Annotated in this window: 18 protein-coding genes; 9 read left to right on the top strand and 9 right to left on the bottom strand. The window is 51.1% G+C overall.

What is annotated here, in order from left to right:
* Positions 1-389 (top strand): transposase (locus tag N512_RS0118215; RefSeq protein ID WP_028781241.1); only part of this gene is annotated, 389 nt, incomplete at its 5' end.
* A 155-nt stretch (positions 390-544) separates the two neighbouring features.
* Here N512_RS0118215 and sixA read toward each other — a convergent pair.
* Positions 545-1,015 carry a phosphohistidine phosphatase SixA gene (gene sixA, locus N512_RS0118210; protein ID WP_028781240.1) on the bottom strand — a complete coding sequence of 157 codons (471 nt, stop codon included), beginning with the start codon at positions 1,013-1,015 and terminating at the stop codon, positions 545-547.
* Positions 1,016-1,186: 171 nt separating this feature from the next.
* On the opposite strand from sixA, the gene N512_RS0118205 reads away from it, so the two are divergent.
* From N512_RS0118205 to N512_RS23375, 3 genes are all read left to right on the top strand, one after another.
* Complete coding sequence (locus N512_RS0118205; RefSeq protein ID WP_028781239.1) at positions 1,187-3,976, top strand: insulinase family protein; 2,790 nt, start codon at positions 1,187-1,189, stop codon at positions 3,974-3,976.
* Positions 3,977-4,265: 289 nt separating this feature from the next.
* Complete coding sequence (locus N512_RS0118200) at positions 4,266-8,513, top strand: EAL domain-containing protein (RefSeq protein WP_028781238.1); 4,248 nt, start codon at positions 4,266-4,268, stop codon at positions 8,511-8,513.
* Between the two features lie 153 nt (positions 8,514-8,666).
* A complete protein-coding gene (locus N512_RS23375) occupies positions 8,667-9,044 on the top strand; it encodes a hypothetical protein (RefSeq protein WP_051472866.1) in 378 nt (125 codons plus the stop codon).
* A gap of 196 nt (positions 9,045-9,240) precedes the next feature.
* Here the strand turns inward: N512_RS23375 and N512_RS24205 are convergent, their stop codons facing one another.
* The 3 genes from N512_RS24205 to N512_RS23370 all read right to left on the bottom strand — a co-directional run bounded on the left by N512_RS24205 (position 9,241) and on the right by N512_RS23370 (position 12,888).
* The gene (locus N512_RS24205; RefSeq protein ID WP_231473623.1) at positions 9,241-9,459 is read right to left on the bottom strand and encodes a hypothetical protein; all 219 of its coding nucleotides are present in this window, start codon (positions 9,457-9,459) and stop codon (positions 9,241-9,243) included.
* A 163-nt stretch (positions 9,460-9,622) separates the two neighbouring features.
* Positions 9,623-12,076: an ABC transporter permease gene (locus tag N512_RS0118185; RefSeq protein ID WP_028781237.1), complete on the bottom strand. Its 2,454-nt coding sequence runs from the start codon at positions 12,074-12,076 to the stop codon at positions 9,623-9,625.
* Positions 12,076-12,888 carry an ABC transporter ATP-binding protein gene (locus N512_RS23370; protein WP_051472868.1) on the bottom strand — a complete coding sequence of 271 codons (813 nt, stop codon included), beginning with the start codon at positions 12,886-12,888 and terminating at the stop codon, positions 12,076-12,078. The genes N512_RS0118185 and N512_RS23370 overlap by 1 nt, the downstream gene beginning before the upstream one ends.
* On the opposite strand from N512_RS23370, the gene N512_RS23365 reads away from it, so the two are divergent.
* The gene (locus N512_RS23365; RefSeq protein ID WP_051472865.1) at positions 12,827-13,501 is read left to right on the top strand and encodes an arylesterase; all 675 of its coding nucleotides are present in this window, start codon (positions 12,827-12,829) and stop codon (positions 13,499-13,501) included. The two genes, N512_RS23370 and N512_RS23365, sit on opposite strands and share 62 nt — an antisense overlap.
* Before the next feature lie 63 nt (positions 13,502-13,564).
* Here N512_RS23365 and N512_RS0118170 read toward each other — a convergent pair whose 3' ends face one another.
* Positions 13,565-14,065: a GNAT family N-acetyltransferase gene (locus tag N512_RS0118170; RefSeq protein ID WP_028781236.1), complete on the bottom strand. Its 501-nt coding sequence runs from the start codon at positions 14,063-14,065 to the stop codon at positions 13,565-13,567.
* Between the two features lie 208 nt (positions 14,066-14,273).
* Between N512_RS0118170 and N512_RS0118165 the strand changes: the two genes are divergently transcribed.
* Positions 14,274-15,335, top strand: a complete 1,062-nt coding sequence (locus tag N512_RS0118165; RefSeq protein WP_028781235.1) for a DUF3083 family protein — start codon at positions 14,274-14,276, stop codon at positions 15,333-15,335.
* 96 nt (positions 15,336-15,431) lie between these two features.
* Here the strand turns inward: N512_RS0118165 and N512_RS0118160 are convergent, their stop codons facing one another.
* Entirely contained in the window at positions 15,432-16,151 is a 720-nt protein-coding gene (locus N512_RS0118160) for a suppressor of fused domain protein (protein WP_028781234.1), read from the bottom strand.
* 238 nt (positions 16,152-16,389) lie between these two features.
* Here N512_RS0118160 and N512_RS0118155 point away from each other — a divergent pair, with 238 nt between their 5' ends.
* Positions 16,390-19,032 carry an SO2930 family diheme c-type cytochrome gene (locus tag N512_RS0118155; protein ID WP_028781233.1) on the top strand — a complete coding sequence of 881 codons (2,643 nt, stop codon included), beginning with the start codon at positions 16,390-16,392 and terminating at the stop codon, positions 19,030-19,032.
* Positions 19,033-19,105: 73 nt separating this feature from the next.
* Here N512_RS0118155 and N512_RS0118150 read toward each other — a convergent pair whose 3' ends face one another.
* The 3 genes from N512_RS0118150 to N512_RS0118135 form a co-directional block, all read right to left on the bottom strand.
* Positions 19,106-20,116, bottom strand: coding sequence for an AraC family transcriptional regulator (locus N512_RS0118150; protein WP_037475515.1), 1,011 nt, complete (start codon positions 20,114-20,116; stop codon positions 19,106-19,108).
* A gap of 385 nt (positions 20,117-20,501) precedes the next feature.
* On the bottom strand, positions 20,502-21,524 hold the full coding sequence (sohB, locus tag N512_RS0118140) for a protease SohB (RefSeq protein WP_028781231.1): 1,023 nt from the start codon (positions 21,522-21,524) through the stop codon (positions 20,502-20,504).
* Between the two features lie 119 nt (positions 21,525-21,643).
* Positions 21,644-24,112 carry a VolA/Pla-1 family phospholipase gene (locus N512_RS0118135; protein WP_028781230.1) on the bottom strand — a complete coding sequence of 823 codons (2,469 nt, stop codon included), beginning with the start codon at positions 24,110-24,112 and terminating at the stop codon, positions 21,644-21,646.
* A 261-nt stretch (positions 24,113-24,373) separates the two neighbouring features.
* Here N512_RS0118135 and N512_RS0118130 point away from each other — a divergent pair, with 261 nt between their 5' ends.
* Complete coding sequence (locus N512_RS0118130; protein WP_028781229.1) at positions 24,374-25,111, top strand: YciK family oxidoreductase; 738 nt, start codon at positions 24,374-24,376, stop codon at positions 25,109-25,111.
* Between the two features lie 95 nt (positions 25,112-25,206).
* Positions 25,207-26,172: a M14 family metallopeptidase gene (locus N512_RS23360; protein WP_051472864.1), complete on the top strand. Its 966-nt coding sequence runs from the start codon at positions 25,207-25,209 to the stop codon at positions 26,170-26,172.
* Positions 26,173-26,217 lie beyond the last annotated feature (45 nt).

Raw genomic sequence — 26,217 nt, 5'->3', positions numbered from 1 at the left:
TCAAAAACAGAGATAATTTGACAGACAAACAGGCGGGGTATCTCAACGAGCTGTTGGAGTCGAACAAAAGCTTAATGACGGTTTACCTGCTCAGGGAGCAACTCAAGGAGATGTGGTACTGCACAGATGAAGCCGAAGCCACGGCTCAATGGAACCTCTGGTGGCAACAAGTCAGAGAGAGCGGTATCAGGCCACTACTCCAATTTGGCCAGCGTCTTAAAAACTATCTTCATGGCATAGTTGCTTCAGCGGTTCATCCGTTGCACACCTGCCGACTGGAGGGGATGAACAACAAAATCAAACTGCTGAAGCGAATGGGCTATGGCTACCGGGATACCGAATACTTCTTTCTAAAAGTCAGAGAGGCGTTCCCCGGAGATCCGCGATGAACCTTTTAAAGACTTAGCGCGATAAATGCAAGGAACCCGGCCATGGCCGGGTTCCTTGTTTAGCTGGCGCTTTAAGATTCATCTTTTAATCACATAAGGCGCATGATTTCAGGTTAGTTGCAGCACTAAAGGCGGCTTTAAACCTGGGGAAAGCACTAGGCGATATTGTGCGGCCCTTGCTGCCACATCACGCTTGCCTGCTGACCGTGCAAATCGATAAGTGCCACTGACGAGGTCGCAAATAACGGCGGCTCAATGCCGGCCACCAATTCACTGACCATATAACCCAATAGTGGCATGTGGGCTATCACCAACACCTTGTCAGCCTTGAACTGTTCCGCGTATGCCTTCACCAGGCTGGCAGCCATTTCAGGGTCAGCAGATGGTACCAATTCATCCAATACCATCCATTTACGCGGTTCAGGAAAGTGCTTTCCCAGTTCTTGCCAGGTCTGCTGCGCTCTGAGGTAGGGGCTCACCAACACCAGATCAAAGGCAGAGACTGAATCATTCAGCCAGTTGCTCATCTGTGTCGTATGGAGGCGTCCGGCATCAGTCAGCATTCGCTCCCGATCCGAGGGTGCTTCGAAACTGGCCTCACCATGGCGCATTAGAAAAAGCTGCATACATCACTCACTACAGAAAAAGTTCTTATGGTTCTATGTCAATTGTAGCCGTTTATAGCGCGGCAACAAACCGCACAGCTCTCAATCTTTAGTCGAAAAATCCAAGAGATATTTGCCAAAAAAGCATAAGGCTATCAATATATAACAATCTGTCTATACGGGAGTTATCCCTTGAGCACTTGCCAGTCTGTCATTTCCAGCCCCAATGACCACCGCAGCTATCGTCATCTGACTCTGACCAACGGCCTGCGGGTGTTGCTGGTGCAAGATATGCATTCTGCCCAGGCCGCCGCATCCATAGCGGTCAATGTCGGCCACTTCGATGATCCTCAATCCCGCCCCGGGATGGCACATTTTCTCGAACACATGTTGTTCCTGGGTACAGCCAAATTTCCCGAGGCAGGAGGTTATCACAGCTTTATCAACCAACATGGCGGCAGCAATAATGCCTGGACGGGCACAGAGCACACCAACTTCTTCTTTGCCATAGATCCCCTGGTATTTGCCGAGGCACTGGACAGATTCAGCCAGTTCTTTATTGCACCTTTGTTCAATCAGGAGTTGGTGGACAGAGAAAGACACGCCATAGAATCTGAGTTCAGTCTCAAGCAGAAAGATGATATCCGCCGTATCTATCAAGTATTGAAAGAGACGGTCAACCCGGCGCACCCTTTCAGCAAGTTTTCCGTCGGTAACCTGCAAACCCTGGGCGGAGACGAGCAACAGCTCAGGGAAGAACTGCTTGCCTTCTACAAGAGCCATTACAGCGCCAATCTGATGACCCTGTGTCTGGTGGCTCCCATGGCAATCGATGAGCTCGAGCAGTATGCCAGACGCTATTTTTCGGCAATAGAAAATCATGATCTGCAAAAAACCTATCCCGAACTGCCACTGTTCTCCAGTGAGCAACTGCAAAAGCAGATCCATATAGTGCCGCTTAAAGAGCAAAAGCGCCTGACCCTGAGCTTTGCCCTGCCCGCTATCGATCGCTTCTATCGCAGTAAGCCACTGACCTTCATCAGTCACCTACTTGGGAGTGAGAGCCACGGCAGCCTGTTTTCCAAACTCAAGGAAGCCGGTCTTATCAACGGGCTTTCCGCCGGTGGCGGCATCAACGGCTACAACTTCAAGGAATACAGCATCAGCATTCAGCTGACCGACAGAGGTTTGAACCAAACCGACAAGGTGGTTGCTGCTTGCTTCGGTTATATCAAACTCATTGCCGATACTGGGCTGGAAGACTGGCGCTATCAGGAAAGGGCCAATCTGCTCAAACTGGCATTTCGCTACCAGGAACAGATAAAAGCCCTGGATCTGGCCAGTCACCTCAGCATCAATATGCAACATTATCAGGTTGAAGATACCGTCTATGGCGACTATCGCATGGACGGCCTGGATGTCGCTGAAGCCAGAGCACTGATGAGCCTGATGACCCCGGATAATATGCGCCTGCAACTGGTGGCCCAGGATCTGGATACCGAGCAACAAGCGGCCTGGTATCACACCCCCTATCAAATTAAGCCCATAGAAGAAGCCAGGCTGGCACTGTGGCGCTGCGCCGAGGCTGAAACCGGGATGGAGCTGCCAAGGCCTAACCCTTTCATCGTTGAAGACGCCATAGCCCGAGGCGAACCCAGCCGGCATCCTGAGCCGGTGATTGTCGCCGAAGGTGCCGGTTACCGTATCTGGCACAAGAAAGATGATGAGTTCAATGTCCCCAAGGGGCATCTGTATCTCTCGCTCGATTCGGATCAGGCCAGCCCCACGCCGAGACATGCCGCCTTGACCCGGCTGTATGTGGAGATGCTGCTCGATCATCTGACCGAACATACCTATCAGGCGGAAGTAGCCGGCCTCAGCTACAACATCTACCCCCATCAGGGCGGGCTGACCCTGCATTTAACCGGTTTTACCGGCAACCAGGAAACCTTGTTGGCGCTGCTGATAGACAAAGCCCGGGAGCGCAGTTTTACCCAGGAGAGGTTCAACCTTATCAAACGCCAGTTACTACGCAGTTGGTATAACCATGCCCAGACCAAACCCATCTCCCAGCTGTTCACCAGCTTGACGGTAACCTTGCAAAAACGCAGTTATGAACCACTGCGGATGGCTGAGCTGTTGGAAGATATCACCCTGGACGATCTGCATGACCATGTGAGCGCCTTCTATGAAAAAATCTATCTGGAAGGCCTGGTCTATGGTGACTGGCTGGAACAGGAAGCCCAGTCTCTGGGAAAACGACTCAGCCATATTCTGTCGCTAGTTTCCAAGCCCAGCCGTGAATCGGCAAGGGAGTTGGTCAACCTTCAGGGGAAAGGAACCGTACTCAGGGAGCTGAACATAGCTCACCCGGACAGCGCTATCATAGTCTATTACCAATCCGTGTTTGCCACTCCGGAGAAAATGGCGTTGTTCAGCCTGCTGAATCACACCATGTCGTCAACTTTCTTCCACGAGCTGCGAACCCAAAGACAACTCGGTTATATGGTGGGCACAGGCTATCTGCCGCTGAACCGCCACCCGGGGATGATCTTCTATGTACAGTCACCGACTGCCGGGCCACTGCAATTACTGGAAGCCATAGATGAGTTTATCGCCGACTTTAACTACGCCGTGATGCAGATAACCAATGAGCAGTGGGAAAGCACCAAGCAGGGACTGATCAACCAAGTCATGGAACATGACGCCAACCTCAAGACCCGCGGCCAACGTTATTGGGTCAGCATAGGCAATAAGGATTATCATTTTAATCAGCGTGAGCTGGTGGTAGCAGAAATCAAGCGCCAAACCCGGGCCGGCCTGATCAAGTTTATGATGGATAAAATGCGCACCAAACACAGCGATCGTCTGGTGCTGTTCAGCACAGGAGAACAACACAGACATCTGGAACGTCTGCAAGCCGGTTCCTTGATCACAGATTTACGCGCCTTCAAGCAACAGGCTGAGCAGTTTAACCTTTAATCCCTGGGCTGCCCTTGCTCAAACGAGGAATTTTTCTCCATTCCAATTGGTATCGAAGATTGTTCCAAGACAAAGGGCTGCAGCAGTTATAATCAAAAGGTATTATATTCAATAACAGCACAGCATGCTTTTAAGTGGATGGCACAGCTCGATCTATCACCACATATCTGGGGCAGAAATGAGATAAACGTATGTGATAGAAAGGTTTAATTTTGACAATCAGGCTACTTTCTGAAAGAGTTATCATTCAACGGTACTGGCATCACTCATTATAAAATTTACTAAATTTATGCCTAAATCACTGCACGGTCTCACACTCTCCTTTTCGCTGGTGCTTGCTGTTTTATTCACTTTGGTATCATCACTTCCTGCCTCAGCCATCCCAATCCAACTTAAAGCCGATGTTTACAGCGTTCCCGAAGGGCTATCACAAAGCACTGTTACATCAATTGCTGAAGATCCGGATGGCTACATCTGGGTTGGTACAGTAAATGGGTTAAACAGGTTTGATGGAAGGTCCTTCAAACAGTTTTTTTCCAACGATGGTTCTGGATTGAAAAGCTCATTCATCCGCTCTTTAATCTATTCAAGAAAGTACCAAGCACTCATTGTTGGAACAGATTCTGGACTATCAAAATACGATCCGGAAACGGAAAGATTTATTGGTGTGAACTTTTCAGAATCGGTACTAAGCATAGATGAAAGTGATGACAAACTCTTTATCACAACACCAAAAAACACCTATATTTTCAATGAACTAGAAAAAGATCCCATCCACAAGAGCTCAACGTCTGTAAAAAATATTAAATCCGGTATCTTAATAAAAAATAGTGAATATATTCTCACTTACTCGGGTGAGTTATTACACAACAATAAAACTATCAGCCTAAATATTGAAAACATTGAGAAAATTTCTAATTCCCTGTATGCAGCAAAAAAAGATGAAGTCATTGAGTTTATTGATGGGAATAGAGTAAATTCCATTCCTGGTACATACGACTCTTTAGGTGGTGACAGTGAGCACCTTTACTATACCTATGGCAACAGTATTTTTAAGCTGAACAAAGATAATTCAAGCTCTTATATCGGAAGAGTATCATCAAAAAAGTACTCTCTTAAAAGTCCATATATAAAAAAAGTTAAAAATGGAATCTTACTTTCAAATATAAATGAAGGGTTCGTTTATTTGAAGAGTAGTAAAAACCTGTTAAAAAAGCTTGACATAACCAACAAACCGACTTGGTCATTAAGCTTAGACAGTAGCGATCATGTCGTTATTGCAGATCAAAGTGATAAAATACGAATATTAAACAGTGACCTTGTTAAAGGTGAAAGTTTTGATAGTAAATTTACTGGTCCAAAGTCAGTACTGAGTGACAATAATAGATTCTTGATTGGAAATAGTGACGGGTTATTCCAACTGTCTAAAGATACTATATCTATTAGAAAGATTATGGCTACTCCTGTATCCGTTGTGAAAAGAATAAAAGATCAGTTTTTAATTGGCACTGTTGATGGTCAGATAATATCTTTAGATGCAGAAAATCTAACCGAGATAGAAAGTTTTACTGTAGACACTCAATTCCCAGTTTTTGATATGATCAGCCATAACAATGAGTTATACATTGCAACACAAGGTGGCTTGTATAAAAAAGACAGTAGTGGTATCAATAATATTTATTCTCATGATATGGTTTTCTGCTTGTCAGCAAACAAGAATAGCGTTTATTTTGGTACGCCTAAAAACATACTTAGATATGATGGAAAAAACACTTCATTATTTTACTCCAACAATAAATCCATATTCTCAATTGTCGCAACAGATGAATTAATTGCCGCATCATCAATAAAAGAAGTTGTAGTGTTTAAAGACAACCAAGAGTTTGTAATCAATTCGAGTTATGGCGCTCAGTTGGAATACAACTCTCAAAGTGGCGTTATAATTAACAACAAATTACTATTTGGGGGTAATTCTGGCGTAAGCATACTAGATATAAGCGAGCTATCTGATTATATAAACTCTCAAGAAAGAATCATTCCAACCATTGACTCCCTACTCATATTCAACATAGAAGAGAGTGTTGGTGACGGTGTACTGGATAAGTCTATTCAACATACAGAAAAAGTCGTATTAAAGCATTCAGACTACCCTTTCACTCTAAAATTCAGTGCGCCTAGCAGCGATATAGATAATATCGAATTCATGTATAGCATGGAGGGACTTTCTGATGACTGGATTTCATCGAAAGGAACGAACTCAGCAACCTACACCAACTTATCTCCTGGTACCTATAGCTTTCATGTTTATGCGATTAATCCTTTGACTCAGCAACAAGGCATCACCAGAACACTGCAAATTGAAATAACCCCTCCTTGGTGGCTCTCCACGCTTGCCAAAACTCTCTATGTATTGGCGATACTGCTGATACTGACGGCTATCACCAAAGCCGTGCTGCGCAAGAGAGAGATCCAGCGTCAAATAGCCTTGAGTGAGGAGCGTCTAAAGCTCTCCCTCTGGGGTAGCGGTGATGAGATGTGGGACTGGGATATAGAAACGGGGCAGATATACCGCTCTAATATCTGGGGTTCTCTCGAGTTTCCCCGCGACGGCCAGCGCTCCGGCCACCATGGTGAAGAGAGCAATATACACCCTCAAGATAGAGAGCGGGTAAGAGAAGCACTCAATAAACATTTTTACGGTGAAACAGATCATTTCGAAGCAACCTACAGAGTCAAAAGCAAGAGTGGTGAGTGGCTGTGGATCCTCGACAGGGCCAAAATTGTTGAGCGGGATGAGCATGACAATGCCCTTCGTATGACGGGAACCATCAAAAACATCAACAGTTTCAAGACAGCAGAAGAGCAGCTGCGCCTGTTCGAGCGGGCGATAGAGAATATCTCGGAAGGCATGTTTATTCTGGATGCCGATTTCCATTATGTTGAGGTTAACGAAGCCTGCTGTGAACTAACCCAACACAGCCGCAACCAGTTGCTCGGCACAACGCTGCAGTTCAGCCGTTATCCTGACAATTACAATCAACAAATAAAACAGTTATTGCAGCAGTACGGTCGCTGGAGCAACGATATAGAAGCCATTAAGGGCGACGGTTCAGAGTTCTTGATGGAACTCACCATAGATGCGATTTACGATGAGCAAGGGATCCTGACCCATTATGTTGGGGTGTTTTCCGATATCTCCCGTCGTAAACAGCAGGAAGAAGAGCTGCGCAAACTCACCAATAATGATCTCCTGACCGGTCTTCCCAACCGCTCCAACCTGCAAGTCACCCTAGGCAACCTGGTGAAAAAAGATCATCACCACACTCTGATGGTCCTTGACCTGGATAATTTCAAAAAGATCAATGACTCTCTTGGTCACCAAATAGGTGACGAGCTTTTGATCCTGGTCGCAGAAAGGCTGCAGCAATCTATACCCGGACACACCAACCTTTATCGCCTCGGTGGTGATGAGTTTGCCATTTTGGTAGACAAGAATCCCGATATAGGTTCCAGTGCAGTGATAGCCAGCCGCGTCATAGACGCATTCGGTCAAGCCTTTGAACTGGTAGGCGAACAGCTGGTTGTCGGCGTCAGCATAGGCATAGTGCTTTATCCAGAAGACGAGCAAAATGAGCAAGCGCTGCTGAGAAAGGCCGATATTGCCATGTACCATGCCAAGTCTGCCGGTGGTAACCGCTATCAGTTCTACTCAGAATCATTGAACCGCAATGCAATCCGGCAGTTGGAGGTAGAAAATCTCATCCGAGAGGGCCTAAAAGACGATCTGTTTGAAGTCTATTACCAGCCAAAAATCAACCTGCGTAGCGGTTTGGTGTCGGGTATGGAAGCCTTGGTTCGCTTGAATCATCCTCAACACGGATTGATCCCACCCAATGACTTTATTCCGCTGGCAGAGGAAAACGGCCTGATTGTTGAAATAGGTGACCTTGTTATGCGAAAAGCCTGCTTTGCAGCCCAACAGTGGCGTGAGCAGGGATTGTTTGATGGCCGTGTGGCTGTCAATTTGTCGTCGCGACAATTCGCGCTTCCCGATCTGCAGCAAAGAATCGCGTCAATTTTACGTCTGACCCGCCTGCCACCGGCTAATCTGGAACTGGAAATCACCGAAGGGACTGTTATCAAGCATCCGGAAAAAGCCATTAAAGTCATGCAACAACTGGCTAAAATGGGAGTCTGTCTGGCACTCGATGACTTTGGTACCGGCTATTCATCTCTGTCCTATCTGAAACGATTCCCCATTCACAGCTTGAAAATAGATAAAGCCTTTGTCGACGATATCGATAAGTCTGACAGAGACCTAAAGATGGTCGATTCCATCATCACCATAGCCCACAATATGGGGCTTTCCGTTGTGGGAGAAGGCGTGGAAGACTCATCACAACTCAGTATTTTAAAAGCGTTAAACTGTGAAGAAATACAAGGGTTTATTTACAGCAAAGCCGTACCGGAAGCTGAGTTTTCCGAGTATCTGAAACAAAATCTGCCCGCATTTACAGGAAAGAAAAATACAATTTAAAAACCAAATTCAAACCGCATATGAACCGATAAAAAGCCAAAATAAAACCAATTTAAAACTGAAATAACACTTTGGCATAACTCCTGCTTTATCTCTCTCAGCGTCAAGAAGTTAACCGCTGACTGTTACCACTACCCTGAGAGAGATAAAATAATGATTAAATCAATACTAGTTACCGCCGCCGTTGTTACCAATTCACTGGCTTTTGCCGCCGTCCCTCACATTAAAGTACTGGACACCCAAGTCGCTGCAGTGCCACATATCAAGGTGCTAGATATTCAGGTCGCCGCAGTACCGCACATCAAGGTGCTGGATACTCAGATTGCTGCTGTGCCACACATCAAAGTGTTGGAGACTCAAATAGCTGCTGTGCCACACATCAAGGTGCTGGATACTCAAATTGCTGCGGTGCCACACATCAAGGTGCTGGAGACTCAAATTGCTGCGGTGCCACACATCAAGGTGCTGGAGACTCAAGTCGCAGCAGTGCCACATATCAAAGTCGTTAACTCTGTTGAGAGCATTGCGTAAGGGGTTCCAATATGATCATATCAATCAAGAAGTTATTGGGTCTGACCAAACCAGAGCGTAAACGGGTGAAACTGCCGGAGGGTCTGTGCCACCTGGAAGTGGTTCCTGCCAGAGGTTGGTGGAACTGATGAAACAGCGAAAAAACAAGGGAGCATTTATGCTCCCTTTTGCTGTGATTTGGAATCAATAGACGATTCTAGAAGGAATGCTTGCTATCGCCGGGCCGAGTGGTTTTGCGGTACGCTAATTGCCTATGTGCATTAAATAACAACATGGCAGCGGGTCCCAGCAACAACCCGGCAGCCACCCAACGTTTAACCCCCATCCCCGCCTTGAAGGCTGAATGTCCCAGAGTGTAAGCGGAGACGCCCAGAGTCCCCGCCAAAGCCAAAGCGCCTGCCAGTATCAGTGTCAACTTGCCTCACCTCACTTGTTGCAGCGCATCCCTTCACTGTCCAAAAGAAAGCCGGAATACTACCCCAGCAGCGCTCAAAATAACAGCAAAAGGTCAGTAATTCGCCACTCAAGCCTGGCAAAAAATGGTTCGACAAAATAGCCTGACAACCAATCCCCTGGCATTACTCAAGCCTTAACAGCTCACCACAGGACTTTTGCAGCAGACTGCGACAACGCCACAGGCCAAGCAGTGCCACCAACAAGGCACCACTGAGGGGAGCCAATAACCACCATTGCCAGTGAGGGCTGACTCTGAGTTCAAACACCTGAGTTTTCAAAAGCCAGAGCGCAAACTCCGCCACTGTGACCGCCAAAATGCCGGCTACAGCACCTAGCAGTGCAAACTCCAACGCCGTGGCAAGTTTAAGTAGGCTTCCCGGTGCACCAAAGGTGCGTAAAACCGCCAGCTCTCGTTGGCGACTGGCCATGCTGGCTTCGGTCTGCGCTATCATCACCAGAGCACTGGCCAATACCACCAGCACCAACACCAGCGTCAGCGCCAAAGATACCTGGGCTACTATCTCTTTGAGCTGAGTCACCATGGCCCCCACATCTATGATGGAGACAGTGGGGAAATTACGGATAAGCTCAAGCACAACGGCCTTTTGACCATCATCCAGATGAAAACTGGCCATGGAGGTATAAGCAAAGGGGGCCAAGGCTTCCTGACTGAAAATCATAAAGAAGTTGGGTTGCAGAGTTTCCCACTGCACAGAACGAATACTGGCCACCTTGACAGTCAGCGTTTGGTTATCGATAACAAAACTCAGGCTGTCTCCGACAGTAATTCCCAAGCGCTCGGCCACCCCGGACTCCACCGACACATCATCGGTTTGCCGATTAAAATGGCCCTCAAGGATCTCATTGTTGGGCGGCAAGGTATTTCGCCAGGTGAGATTCAGTTCCCTTGAAATCCCAAGGCGCCCTCTCTGCCCCTGTTCCTGCTCTTCGGCAGTGATCACCTCCTCACCATTGATAGCGCTGAGCCGACCGCGGATGACAGGATAGATATCTGTGGCAGCAATCTGGCGCTGAGCCATAAAGTCCGCCAGCGGCTCTACTTCGTCCGGAGCTATGTTAACCAGGAAATAGTTCGGCGCATCCTCAGGCAACTGCTTCTGCCATTCGCTGAGCAAGTCCTGACGCAACGCCATTATGGTCAGCAATAACACCAAGGCGCTGGAAAATCCCACCAGTTGTACAGCGTTTTGTCTGGCGCGGCGCCGAAGGCCCGCCAGTGCCAGCGACAAGGGGTTGGTCGTGCGCATGCCAACACTCTGCCCCAGGCGGATTAACAAAAACCCCATCAGGCTGAGCAGCACCCCAAGCAACACCACGCTGGCCACCACGGTCAGGGTCAAAGGCAAAGAGCGCGAGTAGAGCCAGCCGAGTAATCCCATGGCCGCCAAACTCAGCAGCAGATGCAACCACATGCCCAGACGTATTCCTTCTAGCTGGCGTTGCAACACCCTGAGCGGCGGAATAGCCAGCAGCCGCATCAGCGGATAGGCACTGAACATAAAGGCGCTGATAAACCCTGTAGCCAACCCCAAGAGAAGCGGTCTGAGCATAGGCGGAGAATAGGCGGCAATTTCCGCTGGCAAGGCTCGGCTGATGAGATAATCCAGCACCAGGCCACCGAAGATCCCCAAGATCACTCCAAGAAAGGTCACCAGCAGCAGGTGCAGACCAAACAATAAACGGATTTGTCTTGCACTGGCGCCAAAGGTTTTCAGCATCGCAACCACATCATAGTGACGCTGACAATAACGCTGGGCGGCAATGCCGATGGCGGCGCAGGCAAGGGCTATCCCCAGCAAGCTCGCCAGCAGCAAGAATCGCTCCGCCCGCTGCACCGCCCCGGCAATCGGCGAATCGCCGGATTGTACATCAACCCAACGTTGGCTACTGGTCAGCAGTGGCTTGGCGTATTCCTCAAAACGGCTCAGCGCCTGGCTGTCCCCGACAAACTGATAAAGATATGTCACCCGGCTGCCGGGTTGAATGACCCCGGTTGCCGCCACATCATCAAGGCGCATCAACACCAAGGGGGAAGAAGCAAATGGATTGAAACCGGCATCGGGCAGCCTGTCTATCTCCTTGGCCAGCGCCATCTGGGCGTTACCCAGCTCAACACTCTTGGGATACCCCAGCAATCCCCCAAGACGCATTTCAAACCACAGTTCACCTGGCTGCGGCAAGGTACTGGTTTCTCCTTGACGCAAGACAATTTTGCCCTTGAGCGGATAGGCATTATCAACTGCCCTGACAGTGACCAACTGAAAGGCATCACCGCTGTAAACCATAGAGTTAAACTGCAAACTCTGTGATTGCTTCAGCCCCAACGCGTTGGCCTGCTGCAGTATGCCTGCATCTATGGGGACGGGTGAATTAATGATTCGGTCGGCGGCAATAAACTTGGCCGCCTGGCCATTGATGGCGAGCTGCAATCTCTCACTGACCCGGGCCAGACCGGTGACAGACAACACCGCCAGGGTCAAGGCCAGCACAATCAATACCAACTGCCCTTGCTTGAGTTCGCGGCGAAACAGGCGCCATGCCAGCGTCCATTCCATCAGCGCCCCTCCTCTGCCGTTACCGATGCCGCCGGCACCTGGCTCTCTGTCTTGGCCTCATGCAAACCGACCTCTTCCGGCGGGGTTTGCTGCCCCTGTTCATACAATCGCCCTTCGTGCATCTCCAACTGGCGCTCACAGCGACTGGCCAATTGCATATCGTGGGTCACCAAAATCAAGGTGGTCGAACTCTCGTGATTGAGCTCAAACAGCATGTCGGCAACCCTGTCGGCGTTGTGTTTGTCCAGGTTGCCCGTGGGTTCATCGGCAAACAGCACCTTGGGTTCGCTGATAAAGGCTCTGGCGATAGCCACCCGCTGCTGCTCACCGCCGGAAAGCTGTTTCGGGTAATGATTGAGCCTGTGCCCGAGGCCAACTCGCTCCAGCATGGCTTTGGCTCGCTCTCTGGCATCCTTGATACCCGCAAGTTCAGCCGGCAGCATGACATTTTCCAGGGCGTTGAGGGTATCAACCAACATAAAAGACTGAAAAATAAAGCTGACTTTCTGCTTACGCAGCGCAGCCTTCTGCTCTTCATTAAGCCCGGCCAGGGCACTGCCATCGAGCCAAATCTCACCGGACGAGGGGGTATCCAATGCCGCCAGCAGGCCCAGCAGAGTTGATTTACCTGAGCCTGATGGCCCAAGAATGGCCACACTCTGGCCCGGCTTGACATCCAAATTGATGCCACTCAGGATAGTCAGGTCACCTTCCTGGGTAGTGACAGTTTTTACGAGATGGGAAACCTTAATGGCACTGTTCTTCAAAATTGCTTCCTTATGCTTGCGTCCGCTGGCATTGATACCAGTCATATTCTTGTTCTCTGCGCTGCCCGTCAAGGCCGCTGATGTACTGATCCTGGGGGACAGCCTGGGAGCCAGTTACGGCATGGCCGAGAAACAGGGTTGGGTCGAAGGGCTGAGACAAGCCTTACCCGAGCATAACATTGTTAATGCCTCTGTCAGCGGCGAAACCACGGCCGGTGGCCTCAGAAGATTGCCTCAGTTGCTGGAGTCGGTAAAACCCTCGCTGCTGTTGGTGGAGCTAGGTGGCAATGATGGTCTGAGAGGCTTTCCGCCAACAGAGCTGAAAAACAATCTTACAAAAATCATTGCGCTGGCCCGTCAATCCGGCGCCAAGGTGCTGCTTTCCGAAGTCATGGTACCGCCAAACTACGGCCCCAGATATGCCAACGCCTTCAGCGCCGTTTACAGTGACCTGGCCAAACAGCCCAACGTCACCCTGATGCCCTTCTTTATGACAGAGATAGCGCCTTTCCCCGAGTTGATGCAGGCCGATGGGCTGCACCCGAACGAAAAGGCCCAGCCCAAGATCACCGCCTTTGTGCTGCCCTGGGTTGAATCGGCAATCGAAGCCATCAAAGCCCCTGCCACAGACGCATCTGCGCCGGCAACAGGCGGATAAGACTATCGCCGGACATAATAGCAGCCGGACATAATAGCCGCAGGACGACATAGCTAAAAACGACTAAAGGCTGCGGCTGAATACCCTCACCTTGTGCCCCATCAGTTCACTTTCTTCCTGCGGCAGCATACCCAACTTAAGGGCTATCGTTTCCGAGCCCAGGTTGCCATCCATGATCAGGGCTATCAACTCATTCACGGCGCAAATCGCTTTTATTTTGGGCAATGCATGGCTGGCGGCTTCATAACCCAGTCCCTGGCCCCAGTATTCAGGCAGATATCGGTATCCCAACTCAACCTTGCCGAACTCCGGCAGGAACTTGGGGCCGCAAAAACCTATCACCTTGCCATCGGCCTTATGCTCAACAGCCCAGCGACCATAGCCATACTTGCGGTAGTCGGCCAAAATGACCTTTTCAAGCACCTGACCGGCCTCTTCAACATCCTTCAACGGCCCGCCGGGGATATACCTCAGCACTTCGGGAATACTGTTCATGGCAAACAAGGCCTGCTGATCACCATCACGGAACTGTCTCAAAATTAATCTGGGGCTTTCGGTAATCAAGATTAACGACTCCTTGTTATTCAGTTTGTTACCTTAAGGTTGGCTAAAGTTTATTAATGTTTAATAAATCATAACCATAGATTACACTAGGGCGGGCGCGATAAGTCCATACCCGATCGGATTGAAAGTTGTTTTGTCGCAATAAGATTGCAGTGCAACCCGGCTAGTATGCCCATACCGGCCTGATAACATAAAACAAGGAAAGCGTATGTCCCAGCAAAAAGTCTATATTCCCCTGGCCACCCGTACCAGCCAGTACATCATGGCTGAAATACTGATGACAGATGCGCTGCTCAGCCACTATGCCAGTTACGAAAACTGCTACCGCGAGATCAGCAAGTTGGTATTCCAGTTGGCAGAAAAGGAAGATCTGCACAACATTCATGTGATCGCCAATGACAAACTGCCTGTGGTGCGTTTTCACACCGAGGCCTACTGCTTCCAAACCGCCGAACAGATCCTGTTCTTTTACAACCCGGCCTACCATGAAGCCCAGAACCTTTTCTTCCAGCCGGACTACAAGGCCCGCAAGTTAAGACTGCTGTTTTTGGCCACAGGTAAGGAAATTCGCGCCAACGCCGCCAATTTCCACAGCCGGGTCAATGCCGTATTGAATGGGGTGTTGGGCAACCTGCCGGAGCAGGAATTAAGGGTCAAAGTCCGCGATCACCAGCACATGGCCTACGATCTCTTCGCCCGTGCCAAGGGGGAGAAAAAGACCTATGGCTACAAGCTCAGGGATATTTATCAGCGCTACAAGTCGCGCAAGTGCAAACTGCCGGAAGATCACAGTTCATTGGCCTATGTCACCGTCAGCCTGCCGCTGAGCCGCCGCCTGAAGCAGAGCGTGCTGGAAGAAGAGCATACCGAAGACTTCAGCCCGCTGTACCAGTTCCTTGAGGACAAGTTCCGCAGCGCGGCGGCCGGCAAGCAATTGCACCGCATCGCCATGGTGGCCAACGGCCTGATGCCTTTGGTTCGCAACAGTAAGTTCGAGAAGGTGGAAAGTACTGCCGAAGCCCAGATGATAGGCTTTGATCCTGCGGCAACCGACACTCAGTTTGTCAGCCATTGGGATGGGCGCAACCTGGTAGAATCGGTGCACTTTTTGCTGGTTGCCGGTAAAGAGGACTACACAGAGCCAGGTTATGGCCGCTATATGAACCAGGTGGAAGCGGCTTTGAAAGACTTTGCCGAAGCCATAGGCTTGGATCCGGAGCGCCGTGAACTGGTGTTGAGATTCCATCAGCACATCAGTTACAAGCGTTAAGACTCAAAAAAGCCGGGCTAGCCTGCACAATGCAGCTCAGTCCGGCTTTTTACCTTGTTATTATGAGTGTGCTATGAGTGAGTCCCCTGGGCTCGGTTATTTCCGCCCTGTGACCACATTGATTCTGGCAACGTCCACCAGATCGCTCACCTGATACTTGTCGAACAGATCCAACAAGGCATCGCTGCCCTGCTCCAGTTTCAACATCATCTCTTCTTCATAAAGCGGCACCAGGCTATAAAAATTGATGCACTTGTCCTGGTCAATCTCCAGGGTGTGGAAACCCTCATCAAGTAGCAGTGACGGCAGAACTATCATGCCGTTTTGACGGGTATTTTCGGCAAAGGGTTCGGCAGGATCACCATTGGGTATTGTGTGTCCCCAGCCCAGCCAGCTGTCGTATTTATGCGGAAAGCGCGCCAAAAACTTAAGCTGCCTTACAGGCCAGTACCACTGTTCATCGCTGAAGGCTTCCTGACTTATCTGCCAATGCGCCGGCAAGGTGATCATCAGCTCCATAAACCTGGGGATATCCGCCTCTTCGGGGGTACTCATAGGCAAGTCACTCATGCCGGAAGTCACCAGAGTATGGAAAGGTCGCTCGTCTGTCGGTGCCACATAATGCACATCAATATGCACAGTATCCGAGATAACTTCATGAAAGACCCAGGTGACTTCACCAATATGGCGCTCAATATGTTCGCTTATCTGGACGATACACTCTTCACCCATAGGCGACTGCCATTCCTTTTCACCATCCGTGTATCTGAAAATGGGATCACCGGAAAGACTGTATTCTTGTTCATCCTTACTCATGCCAACTCCTTTTGATTCTGACGCATGAGGTTTTATCACTGCCGGCGAACTAAATCCAGAATAAATGATGAAAAACAAACTGTTGTTAAAATAGTGTTTACATATGGCGATAACATCTCAATCTGTTATTTGCCGCTACTTGCATTATTTGGCGCTAATTTGGCCGGATTTCACATTGTCAGTCGGGAAATGAATCGGGATCTTGTTAACGGAATAATAACAATAATCAGGAGAGATTATGTTCAACAAGAAAAACCCCCTGACTTTGGCGTTGCTGGCAGCCGGGTTAACCGTGGGACTCATTGCCTGCTCGGATGACGACAATACGTCTCAAACCACTGAACCGCCGGTCGTGACGCCACCGCCGGTAACCAGCCCCTTCCCCGAAGGCGCCATCATGGTTGAAGCCGGGGACAATTTGACAACCCGAATTCAGGAAGCTCTGATCAACGCCCAGAGTGGCGCTGTAATCGTGTTGCCAAAGGGCCGATTTGAGATAGATGCCACCTTGTTGTTTGACGGCGATGTCGACGGTGACGGCAGCTATGCCAGCAATGTCACTGTCATGGGCCATGGCCGCGATGAAACCATTCTCGACTTTGCCAATGCCAACGCCGGTGACGGTATCTTTGTGCAAAACGCCCTCAATATCACCATCAAGGATCTTTCGGTCTATGAAGCCAAAAACAACGGCATCAAGCTGAAAAATACCAATGGCATCATACTGCGCAATGTCTCCGCAGTGTGGGAAGGTGAGCTGGATCAAGGCAATGGCGCCTACGGCCTTTACCCGGTGGAATGCGAGAATATTTTGATTGAAGACAGTTATGTCCGCGGCAGCGCCGATGCCGGTATCTATGTGGGCCAGTCTGAGTACATAGTCGTCAGGCGCAATATCGCCAAGGAAAACGTCGCCGGTATCGAAGTGGAAAACTCGCGCTTTGCCGATGTCTATGACAATGAGGCCATGGGCAATACCGGTGGTATTCTGGTGTTCGACCTTCCCATTGGCAACCACAAGTACGGCTCCAGCGTAAGGGTATTCAACAACAAGGTTTATGACAACAATACCCACAACTTCGCCAACGCCTCTGCCAACCCGGCCGGAGTGCATATTGTTCCTCCCGGCACCGGGGTGATCATACTCTCCACCAACGATGTGGAAGTGTTCAACAACCAGATCAGCAACCACGATACCCTGGCGGTCACAGTCTCCAGCTTCTTTATCGCCGAGCCGGATGTCTCCGCCTTTGCCGCCAGCTATGCCCAGCCGGGTCAGGCCATTGAAGATGGCTGGCGCGCCACACCACGCAACATCTATATCCATGACAACCAGATAAGCGGTTTTGCCACCAAGCCCAACGGTTATCTTATCGAGGATATCATCAAGGCCTACATCTACAGCCATGGCCGCTTCCCGGGGATCCTCTACGATGGTCTGGGTGAACTGCTCGCCAACAATGGTACCGGCGCCTATCTCGGCTTTGGTGAACTCCCCTTCAACCCTGACGGCAGTGAAAATGTCTGTGCCAGCAACAATGGAGATGTCAGTATTGGCCGGCTCTACGGCAACAGCAATACCGATGTCAGCATTCCCGATGTCATGTATGAAGCCAAGCAGCAGCAACTGTTGCAATGCTCTTTGGTCAGCCTACCTGTGCATACCGTCACTGTCGGCGAACAGATCTTCGGCTGCGGCGTGGATGATGATACCGAAGGTTGTGACGGCGGCGTTCTGGTCGGCGGTGGCGGTACTATAGGAGAAGGTGAAGGCGGCCTTGAAGGCGATGGCGACCTGTCGCTGTGCAGCGCTCAAGGCTCTGGTGTGAACTGGGATGCTCTGACGGGTGCCAATTGCAGCAGCCTGGCACAATACCGCCTGTTTGCCGACGCCTCTATGCCGGCGGCCATGCCAAACAGTGGCGGGATCCCTTACGATCTCAACACGCCGCTGTTTACCGACTATGCCAGTAAGTATCGCTATGTGTTTGTGCCGGAAGGGAAACAAGCCAACTACAGCAGCAATGAGGCCTTTGACTTCCCGGTAGGCACAGTACTGGTGAAAACATTTGCCCTGCCTGCCGATACCGCAACCAGAGGCGTGGACAATGAAACTCTGATTGAAACTCGGTTGTTGATCCACAGAGAGTCGGGCTGGACCGCCCTGCCCTATGTCTGGAATGCCGAGCAAACAGATGCCACTTTGGCCAAGGCCGGTGCCATTCAAGGCAAGAGCGTGGTGCACAAGGGGCAAACCCTGAACTTTGACTACGTTGTCCCGTCAATGAATCAGTGCAAGCAGTGTCATCAGTTCAAGGCCGACAGCGCCAGTCAGGCGGTGTTTATGCCGATTGGTCCCAAGGCCCGCCATCTGAACCGTGACTACCCCTACCAGGATGGCAGCGCCAACCAACTGCTTCATTGGCAAAGCGCGGGTATTCTCAGCGGCCTGCCAACTCTTACCAGCGTCGACAAGGTACCAGCCTATGTGGATGGTGATGAAGCCACTTTGACTCAGCTCAGTGACAGCGAGCTGATGCAAACTGCCAAGGGTTACCTGGATATCAACTGCGCCCACTGCCACAGACCCGAAGGCAATGCCTCCAATACCGGGCTGAAACTGGAATACCAGCGCAGCTATGATGAAGACAACGGCTTCAGCCACGGCACCTGTAAATCGCCTGTCGCCTATGGCGGCGGCACCCTGGGCTACGATGTGGTACCGGGTAATCCGGCCGAGTCCATCATGCATTTCCGGATGCAGAGCAATGAGCCGGGCGACAGAATGCCCGAAATTGGCCGTAGCCTCAGCCACGATGAAGGAGTCGCGCTGATAAGCGAATGGATTAAACGTTTACCGGCAGCCAGCTGCTCCAACTGAAGCTGGAGCCAAGCAGACTGAAAAACGCTTACCGCAATAAGCAAAAGGCCCGGGTTTGACGACCCGGGCCTTTTTAGTCTTCCTGCCCCAAGCGGCTGAAATAGCCTGGTGGATAGCCGAGCCAATGCTTGAAGCTCTGGCGAAAATGACAACTGTCGCTGTATCCCAAACGCTCGGCAATCTCACTCACCGATAGCCGGCCCTCAAGGATCCAGCTCACCGCTCTTTGACACCTTTGCTGATCCACCAGGCGTTGATAGCTGCTGCCGAGGGCCGCCAGCTTGCGCCTCAGGCTGCGACTGCTCATGTGTAACCTGAGTGCCATGGTTTCCAATGGCGGTACAGCGGGAAAGTCGCCATCCAGCTCGGCAATAATCTTTTCAATCAGCGAGCTCTGCTGCTGACAGTTTTGGCTGTGATCGGAAAAATGACTCAGATCCACAGCCAACGCCAGGTAGGATTTATCGAGGCGCCATTCATTGAAGTCACTCTGAAACTCCAGCTGTTTGGTCAGTTTTGCCAATCCCTCAGACGGCATCAAAGTGCCGGTAACACAGATACAGTTAAAGCTGACCTCTTGACCGGTTAACTCCCGCGCCAAACTCAGCAGCGCACCTATGCTGTGAAGAAATTCGCCGCGATAGATTAACGACTCGGCCCGGCCGGTATTGAGCCAGCGCAGGCGGATTTCCCGCTCATCTTCCAGCAGCAACAGATCGGCAAAACTGCCCACCCACTTGGGATGGTTGAGCACAAAATCCAGGCATTCACCGAGATCCCGGCAATCCCCAAGCAAAGGCAACAGAAAGCCCAAGTCGGTTACCCGGGTATTGAGACCAGCCAGCAGGCTGATATCCTCACGTCGACTACGCTGCATGAGAAACGCTATGGTGGCGCTGAGCTGCCAGACCCGCACCAATTGGCACTCCTTGAGTTCATTGATACCCGTGCCTATGTGCAGGCATATCTCTTCGGCAGCCTCGGCTCCCAATTGTGACTGAATAAAACGAATAAGGTTGGCCAGTTCAAAAGCCGGGTACGCCTGATCCCCAACCATCATGTTGGCTCGGTATTTGATCTGCATAGTTATTGTTATCTTTTTGTTAATCCCCCAAGGCTGTTTTAACGTATCCAGCCAGAGAATTAAAGGCGTACTGCATAAAAAGGCCTAAATGCCTCTGTTTATGAATTTTAAAAGCATTAATGTCGGTGTTTTATGCAAAATAGCGTCAATTAGCCGCTCGAATTGGTCTGCGCTTGCGGTCGTTTTCTCAAACTCATCCGGAGGCAGAATCAGCCAAGGTCTTAAACACATTAGGAATGCATTCGGCCAAAGTAATCCTGTGGCTGAATGGTTTTGGCAGCGACTTGAGTGACGATAACGCCGGCACGGTTTTGCCGGAAGAATAGTGACATAAAAAGCCCCGGCGTGCCGGGGTTAGATTAGCGAATGGATTAAACAGCAGGAGTTACATTGGCCGATTCTTCTCGGCCAACTTGTTGTAGCAGGCGTTGAGCATCAAAGAAGCGCTGTGGGCCAACTTGTCGGCCAGTTTCTTGCGCAGCTGATATTTTACCTTGATCACAGTGCGATCCGCGGCCAACTTCAGCAAGAGATCATCACTGGTGCCGACTTCATCTATGAGCCCCAGCTCTATGGCTTGCTGACCATACCAATGTTCACCGGTTGCCACCTTGTCCAGCTCCAGTTGCGGCCGATAACGCCCGACAAAGTCTTTGAACAGCTGATGGGTTTCTTCCAGTTCCTGTTGGAACTTGGCTCTACCCTCATCTGTGTTCTCACCGAACAGCGTCAGGGTGCGCTTGAAATCACCGGCGGTATGCTGCTCATAATCAATGTCATGCTTCTTCAGCAGCTTGTTAAAGTTCGGCAATTGGGCAACAACACCTATGGAGCCTATGATAGCAAACGGCGCGGCAATAATGCGGTCGGCGACGCAGGCCATCATATAACCGCCACTGGCAGCCACCTTATCGACACATATGGTCAGCGGCAGCCCGGCATTGCGGATCCTGTCCAGTTGGCTGGCCGCCAGGCCATAACCATGAACCATGCCGCCACCACTCTCAACGCTGGCGACTACCTCATCACCTTCCTCGGCGATTGCCAGAATGGCGCTGATCTCTTCCCGCAGTGACGCCACTTCGGCCGCTTCTATGCCACCTTTGAACTCGACGACATACACCTTGGGATCTTTTGCTTCCCCGGCATCAAGCGCCTTGTCGTGGGCCTTTTGCTCGGCCTTGAGCTGTTTCTCATAGGCCTTGAACGCCTTTTTGCCCAAAAGCTCTGCCTTGAGGTGATGCTTGAGCGATCTAAGCTCATCGCTGAGATGCGTCAGTTTCAGCTCGCCCCTGTCACTCTTTTGTTTTACCGCCGATGCCACCACAATTACCACTATGGCACCCACTGCCACCACCAAAGTGATCGCCTTGGCCAGAAATAATCCGTACTCGTATAAAAATTCCACTACAGGGTTCCTTTCACCGCGAGAAAGCACACAAAATCGCGCTATTCTAGCAGCCCTTGCATAGATAAAAAAACCCGGCATTTCGCCGGGTTTGTTACAAAAAACATATGAGTAACCGCTTAGCCACCGCAGCTTTGCAGAACGGACGAGTCGGTCACCAAAATGCTGGCACCATCTTTACCGGCAGAAGAGGCAAAAATAGACACCTGAGACTGCATTTCTGCTGTCGCCTGAGCCGCCATGCCATCGGTCACGCCCGGTACTTCGGATGGGTCAATGAGTGAGCTGTGATGCCCCTTGGCAAAGCGCACAGCGCCGCCACCAGCACTGGTCTGATCGACGCAGTTAAGCCCCAGAGTCGCAATCAAAGGCTCAGTGCCGGACAGCGGGAAGCCCGCGACAGTACCAGGCAGAACCTGATCGCCCTTGTTACCTGCACCATCACCGACGATTTCCACCAGATGAACCGGCAAACCCGTGGCCTTGAGCATGGCAGTCTGGTTGATAGGATCGGCTGACTCTATCCCGGTTTGTACTGCAAAGGCGAAGGTAGGGATAAATTCGGCGTATACCGTCTGAACCAGTGCCTCATATTCGGCCGAACCCGGCTGATATCCTTGTTTATTGGCCGCGTCCACCAAGGCCTTGAAGGTATCGGAAGCCGTCACATTGGCAAACAACAGAGGTGCAAAGGTGGCTGAACCGGCGAAAGACCCCGCCAGGCCGCCGCTAGGCGCCACCAAAGATGCGCCCTTGATGCCATAGTAGTTGGGCAAGGCTGTGCCGGATGCAGGGTCTTTCAAACCTGTGCTGGCATAGGTCGCGAAGTTGGTGCCGACAATGGCGCCAAGGCTAAGCCCCTGAGCGGTTATCTGGTTATTATCAAACACCTGAGGCGCGCCCATTTCGGCCAGTTGCGCCGACATACCTGTTATCGCGGCTCTAAGCGCCAGATGATCCATGGTCGCCTGACGGAAGTTATCCCGTACCGACAGCGTGCTTTCTATGTTGACAAATACCAGCGGATTGCCGTTTTGGAAGGCATCCGGCTTGCCGACAACATTACCATAGGCAGCACCTGAGGCCGACACTTCATAGATGCCGTCACCATTGGCATCAAATGAACGGGCACCGTGCAGCGGCATATCTATGGCCACTGTAGCCACACCGGCTGCGGCATAACTACCGGCATAGGCCAGCGACATCTCTTTGCCGCCACCCAGACCATGCAGCGCTATCGTGGTAGGCCAGCCACTGGTTGGTGGCGTGAAAGGCAAGCCCTGGCTGGCATAAAATGCCGCAAGCTTAGCGGCGTTGGGCATGGAGATCAGCACAGGCACAGTTTCGTAGTTGCGAATAGCCGGAATGGGATTAAAGCGGGTCAGGTGCTTGGTGGCATCGGCCGCACTGTCATCATCCAGTTTCCACGCTTTGCCGGCCAACAAGGAAGGATTGGCCAGTGCAGCGGCGGGATCTATGTTGTAAGCCATCGCCTGGGCGGCAAAGTTCTCCTGGCTCAGAGTACCAGCCTGCAGCGCCAGCAACACAGATACCGGGCTGTCGCCCTGGGCCTGCCAGTAGCCGTTAATGCCGTCACAGCTTGCCGATGAACAAGTGCCGTAAACCGGTACTTCAATGGCCGCAGTGTAGACATCGGCCAAATCCGCCAATACATAGGCTATGCCGTCAGCAGGGGTGAGCCCTGCGGCCATCGCCACTGTATAGCCGGCTGGAGTCGGAGTTTGCAGCCACTTGGGCGCATAGGGTGAGCCGGGTTGCAGCATCAGCAGCTTGGTGGTTTCATAAACATCGGCCACCGACTGGGTGGTAAACAGGCCTGAATAGGTAATGCTTTCCTTGTCGACGCCATGAGCCGCCGCCATGCCCTTTTCATAACTGTTTACCAGAGTTTGCAGCATCAATTGATCGGCGGTTTCCAGCGGCGCTGTGTCGATATCCAGTTTCAACAAACCATAGGTGTAGGAAGGCGCTATCGGGCGCTCGGCCGAATCCATGATGAGTTTAGTGGTGGCATAGATATAAGACTGAGCGGGCTTAAGTGGCTTCAGTGGCACAATGACAATCTTGTTGCCGGACGCTTGAGTGATAAAGTCTTCCCCCCAAACCAGCTCTTCACCCACTTCACAGGCAGAAACCGAAGGCTTGGCCTGGCACTCGGCTTTGGAAGAAAGCGGGCCGCCGCTGACGGCTTCAAACATTCTCACCGCTCCAGGCTGGGCCACGGAAGATGCCAGCAGGCTCAAGGTATTGCCGCTGTTATCTTTGGAAGGTTCAATATCTATGGTTATCGGTTGCGTGGTTGACCAGCCATCCAGCGCGCCCAGCGCCAGCTGCGGATTGGTATAGTCACCGGAGGCTTCTCCGGGAATATTCAAGGTACCGTCTGTGGTGCCGTTGAGCAGTAGGTCGTTTGGCAAGGGAACTTCAGCTTTGGCAGGATCAAACACCAAATGGGACTCAGGGATGAGCGGCTCTGTCTTATCCTTAAGTTCGTTATAGCTGTCTTCACCACATGCTGTCAGTCCAAGTGCAGATGCGATTGCAACACCCAAAATGAGTCTTTTCATCTTTTTTCCCCAAATCTTGTTGTAATAATTTTGTTTTCCCCAAGAAATTGGTCACAATACCCCAGACACTGTGACCAGAGGAGCTGAAATCAGTCCTCAGCTCGTCTCAAGTTAACGTAAAAATATTGAGTTAGCTACATTTTTGTCACAGTTGCACGCAACGAAAAGTAACAATGAACAGTCATTTGTTTTAAACAGATGTATACCGCTGTAGTGAGTCGAGTATTGGCGGGCTTTAGCGCGAAGAGGAAACAACTCCCCATGTTGGAATATCAAGCAGCAAAAGATCTTCTCAAGGGCAAAACTATTCTGGTAACCGGTGCCAGCGACGGCATTGGCAAAACCGCAGCCAAGGCCTATGCCGCCCATGGCGCCACAGTGATCCTGCTGGGCAAAACGGTCAAGAAGCTGGAAGCCGTTTACGATGAAATTGAAGCCGCCGGTGGCCCGACTCCAGCGATTGTGCCTCTGGATCTCAAGGGCGCCAGCGAACAAAACTACCGCGACATGGCTGAAACCATAGAGCAGCAATTCGGCAAGCTCGATGGCCTGCTGCATAATGCCAGTCTGTTGGGCGCTTTGGGGCCATTTGAACATATTGATATTCAGTCACTGGAAGATCTGCTCAAGGTCAATGTGGTGGCCGAAGTCATGATGACCAAGGCACTGTTGCCTGTGATGCGCAAGGCCGAGCACGCCTCAATTATTTTTACCTCCAGCAGTGTTGGCCGTAAGGGCCGCGCTTACTGGGGCCCATATGCCTTCTCCAAGTTTGCTACCGAAGGCATGATGCAGGTGCTGGCTCATGAATGTGAAGGCACCCAGGTGCGCGCCAACAGTATCAATCCGGGAGCAACCCGCACCGGCATGCGCGCCAAGGCTTATCCGGCAGAGAACCCACTGGATCTCAAGACGCCAGAGCAGATAATGCCCGTTTATCTATATCTGATGGGCGACGACAGCCTGCAGGAAAACGGTCAGGCCTTTAACGCCCAGTAACATTTTCCTCAAGAATAAACGCAGTCCAATGGGCTGCGTTTTGCTATTCATACGCCATTCATACACGTTTTATAAAAGAAATAAGGAGGCAATCCATGAGTCAAGAATACCCTATAGGCACTCCAGGTACTCCCTGGGGAGAGGCCGAAAAATCCGCCTGGCGCGCCACCCAAAACATCAAACGCAGCTACCGTGAACAGGTGCTCGACAAGATCTATGCCCTCAAGACAGCTTTTGAATGCCGCCGATACGGCGCCTTAAGTTATGACCCGGAACGTTATCCCCTGCTCGCCCTGCAGAGTAAATCGCCACAGGCAGATAAGCCCTGGGTATTGGTCACAGGCGGGATCCACGGTTATGAAACCAGTGGCGTTCAAGGTGCGCTGCAGTTTCTTGAGCAGGAAGCCGAACGTTATCAAACGGATTTCAACCTCCTGGTCGTCCCCTGTGTCAGCCCTTGGGGATACGAAGTCATCAACCGTTGGAATCCTTTGGCTATCGATCCCAATCGTTCCTTCTTTGAACCCAGCCCGGCGGAAGAGTCTGCCGCATTGATGGCTCTGGTTGCTAGCCACGGCGCCACTTTCCTGGCTCATATCGATCTGCATGAAACCACAGACACGGATGAAACCGAGTTTCGCCCGGCGCTGGCGGCCCGCGATGGCAAAATCATAGCTCCCGGCGAGATCCCGGACGGTTTTTATGTGGTAGATGATGAAGCCATGCCGCAACCTGAATTCCAACGAGCCATTATCGAAGCGGTCGCCAAAGTGACCCATATCGCTCCGGCCGACAAAGACGGCAATATCATCGGCTCTCCTGTGGTCGACCACGGCGTTATCCGTTATCCGCTCAAGCAGCTTGGTCTATGTGCCTCGGTTACCAATGCCCCATACACCTGCACCACAGAAGTCTACCCGGACAGCCCGCAAGCAAGCGATGAACAGTGCAATGCCGCCCAGGTCGCCGCGGTTTGTGGCGCGCTGGATTATCTAAGGAAGGTGCGAATAAGTCCTCGTGGCACTCTGGCTTGCACAGCAATTGGCGTTCAAGGCATCTGACTGAAGGCATGCCGGGGCCTGTCGAAGTCGGATAACGCAGAGAGC

It is taken from the genome of Shewanella sp. 38A_GOM-205m, from assembly GCF_000518445.1.
Classification (GTDB): Bacteria; Pseudomonadota; Gammaproteobacteria; order Enterobacterales; family Shewanellaceae; genus Shewanella; species Shewanella algae.
This window is presented reverse-complemented; position numbering and strand designations above follow the sequence as displayed.

Bases quoted from the DNA above. Each gene is read 5' to 3' on its own strand.
- N512_RS0118165 (WP_028781235.1), top strand. From the start codon at position 14,274: ATGTCCCAGCAAAAAGTCTATATTCCCCTGGCCACCCGTACCAGCCAG.
- N512_RS23375 (WP_051472866.1), top strand. From the start codon at position 8,667: ATGATTAAATCAATACTAGTTACCGCCGCCGTTGTTACCAATTCACTG.
- N512_RS0118200 (WP_028781238.1), top strand. From the start codon at position 4,266: ATGCCTAAATCACTGCACGGTCTCACACTCTCCTTTTCGCTGGTGCTT.
- N512_RS0118185 (WP_028781237.1), bottom strand. From the start codon at position 12,076: ATGGAATGGACGCTGGCATGGCGCCTGTTTCGCCGCGAACTCAAGCAA.
- N512_RS23365 (WP_051472865.1), top strand. From the start codon at position 12,827: ATGGCACTGTTCTTCAAAATTGCTTCCTTATGCTTGCGTCCGCTGGCA.
- N512_RS23360 (WP_051472864.1), top strand. From the start codon at position 25,207: ATGAGTCAAGAATACCCTATAGGCACTCCAGGTACTCCCTGGGGAGAG.
- N512_RS23370 (WP_051472868.1), bottom strand. From the start codon at position 12,888: ATGACTGGTATCAATGCCAGCGGACGCAAGCATAAGGAAGCAATTTTG.
- N512_RS0118150 (WP_037475515.1), bottom strand. From the start codon at position 20,116: ATGCAGATCAAATACCGAGCCAACATGATGGTTGGGGATCAGGCGTAC.
- N512_RS0118155 (WP_028781233.1), top strand. From the start codon at position 16,390: ATGTTCAACAAGAAAAACCCCCTGACTTTGGCGTTGCTGGCAGCCGGG.
- N512_RS0118135 (WP_028781230.1), bottom strand. From the start codon at position 24,112: ATGAAAAGACTCATTTTGGGTGTTGCAATCGCATCTGCACTTGGACTG.
- N512_RS0118160 (WP_028781234.1), bottom strand. From the start codon at position 16,151: ATGAGTAAGGATGAACAAGAATACAGTCTTTCCGGTGATCCCATTTTC.
- sixA (WP_028781240.1), bottom strand. From the start codon at position 1,015: ATGCAGCTTTTTCTAATGCGCCATGGTGAGGCCAGTTTCGAAGCACCC.
- N512_RS0118130 (WP_028781229.1), top strand. From the start codon at position 24,374: ATGTTGGAATATCAAGCAGCAAAAGATCTTCTCAAGGGCAAAACTATT.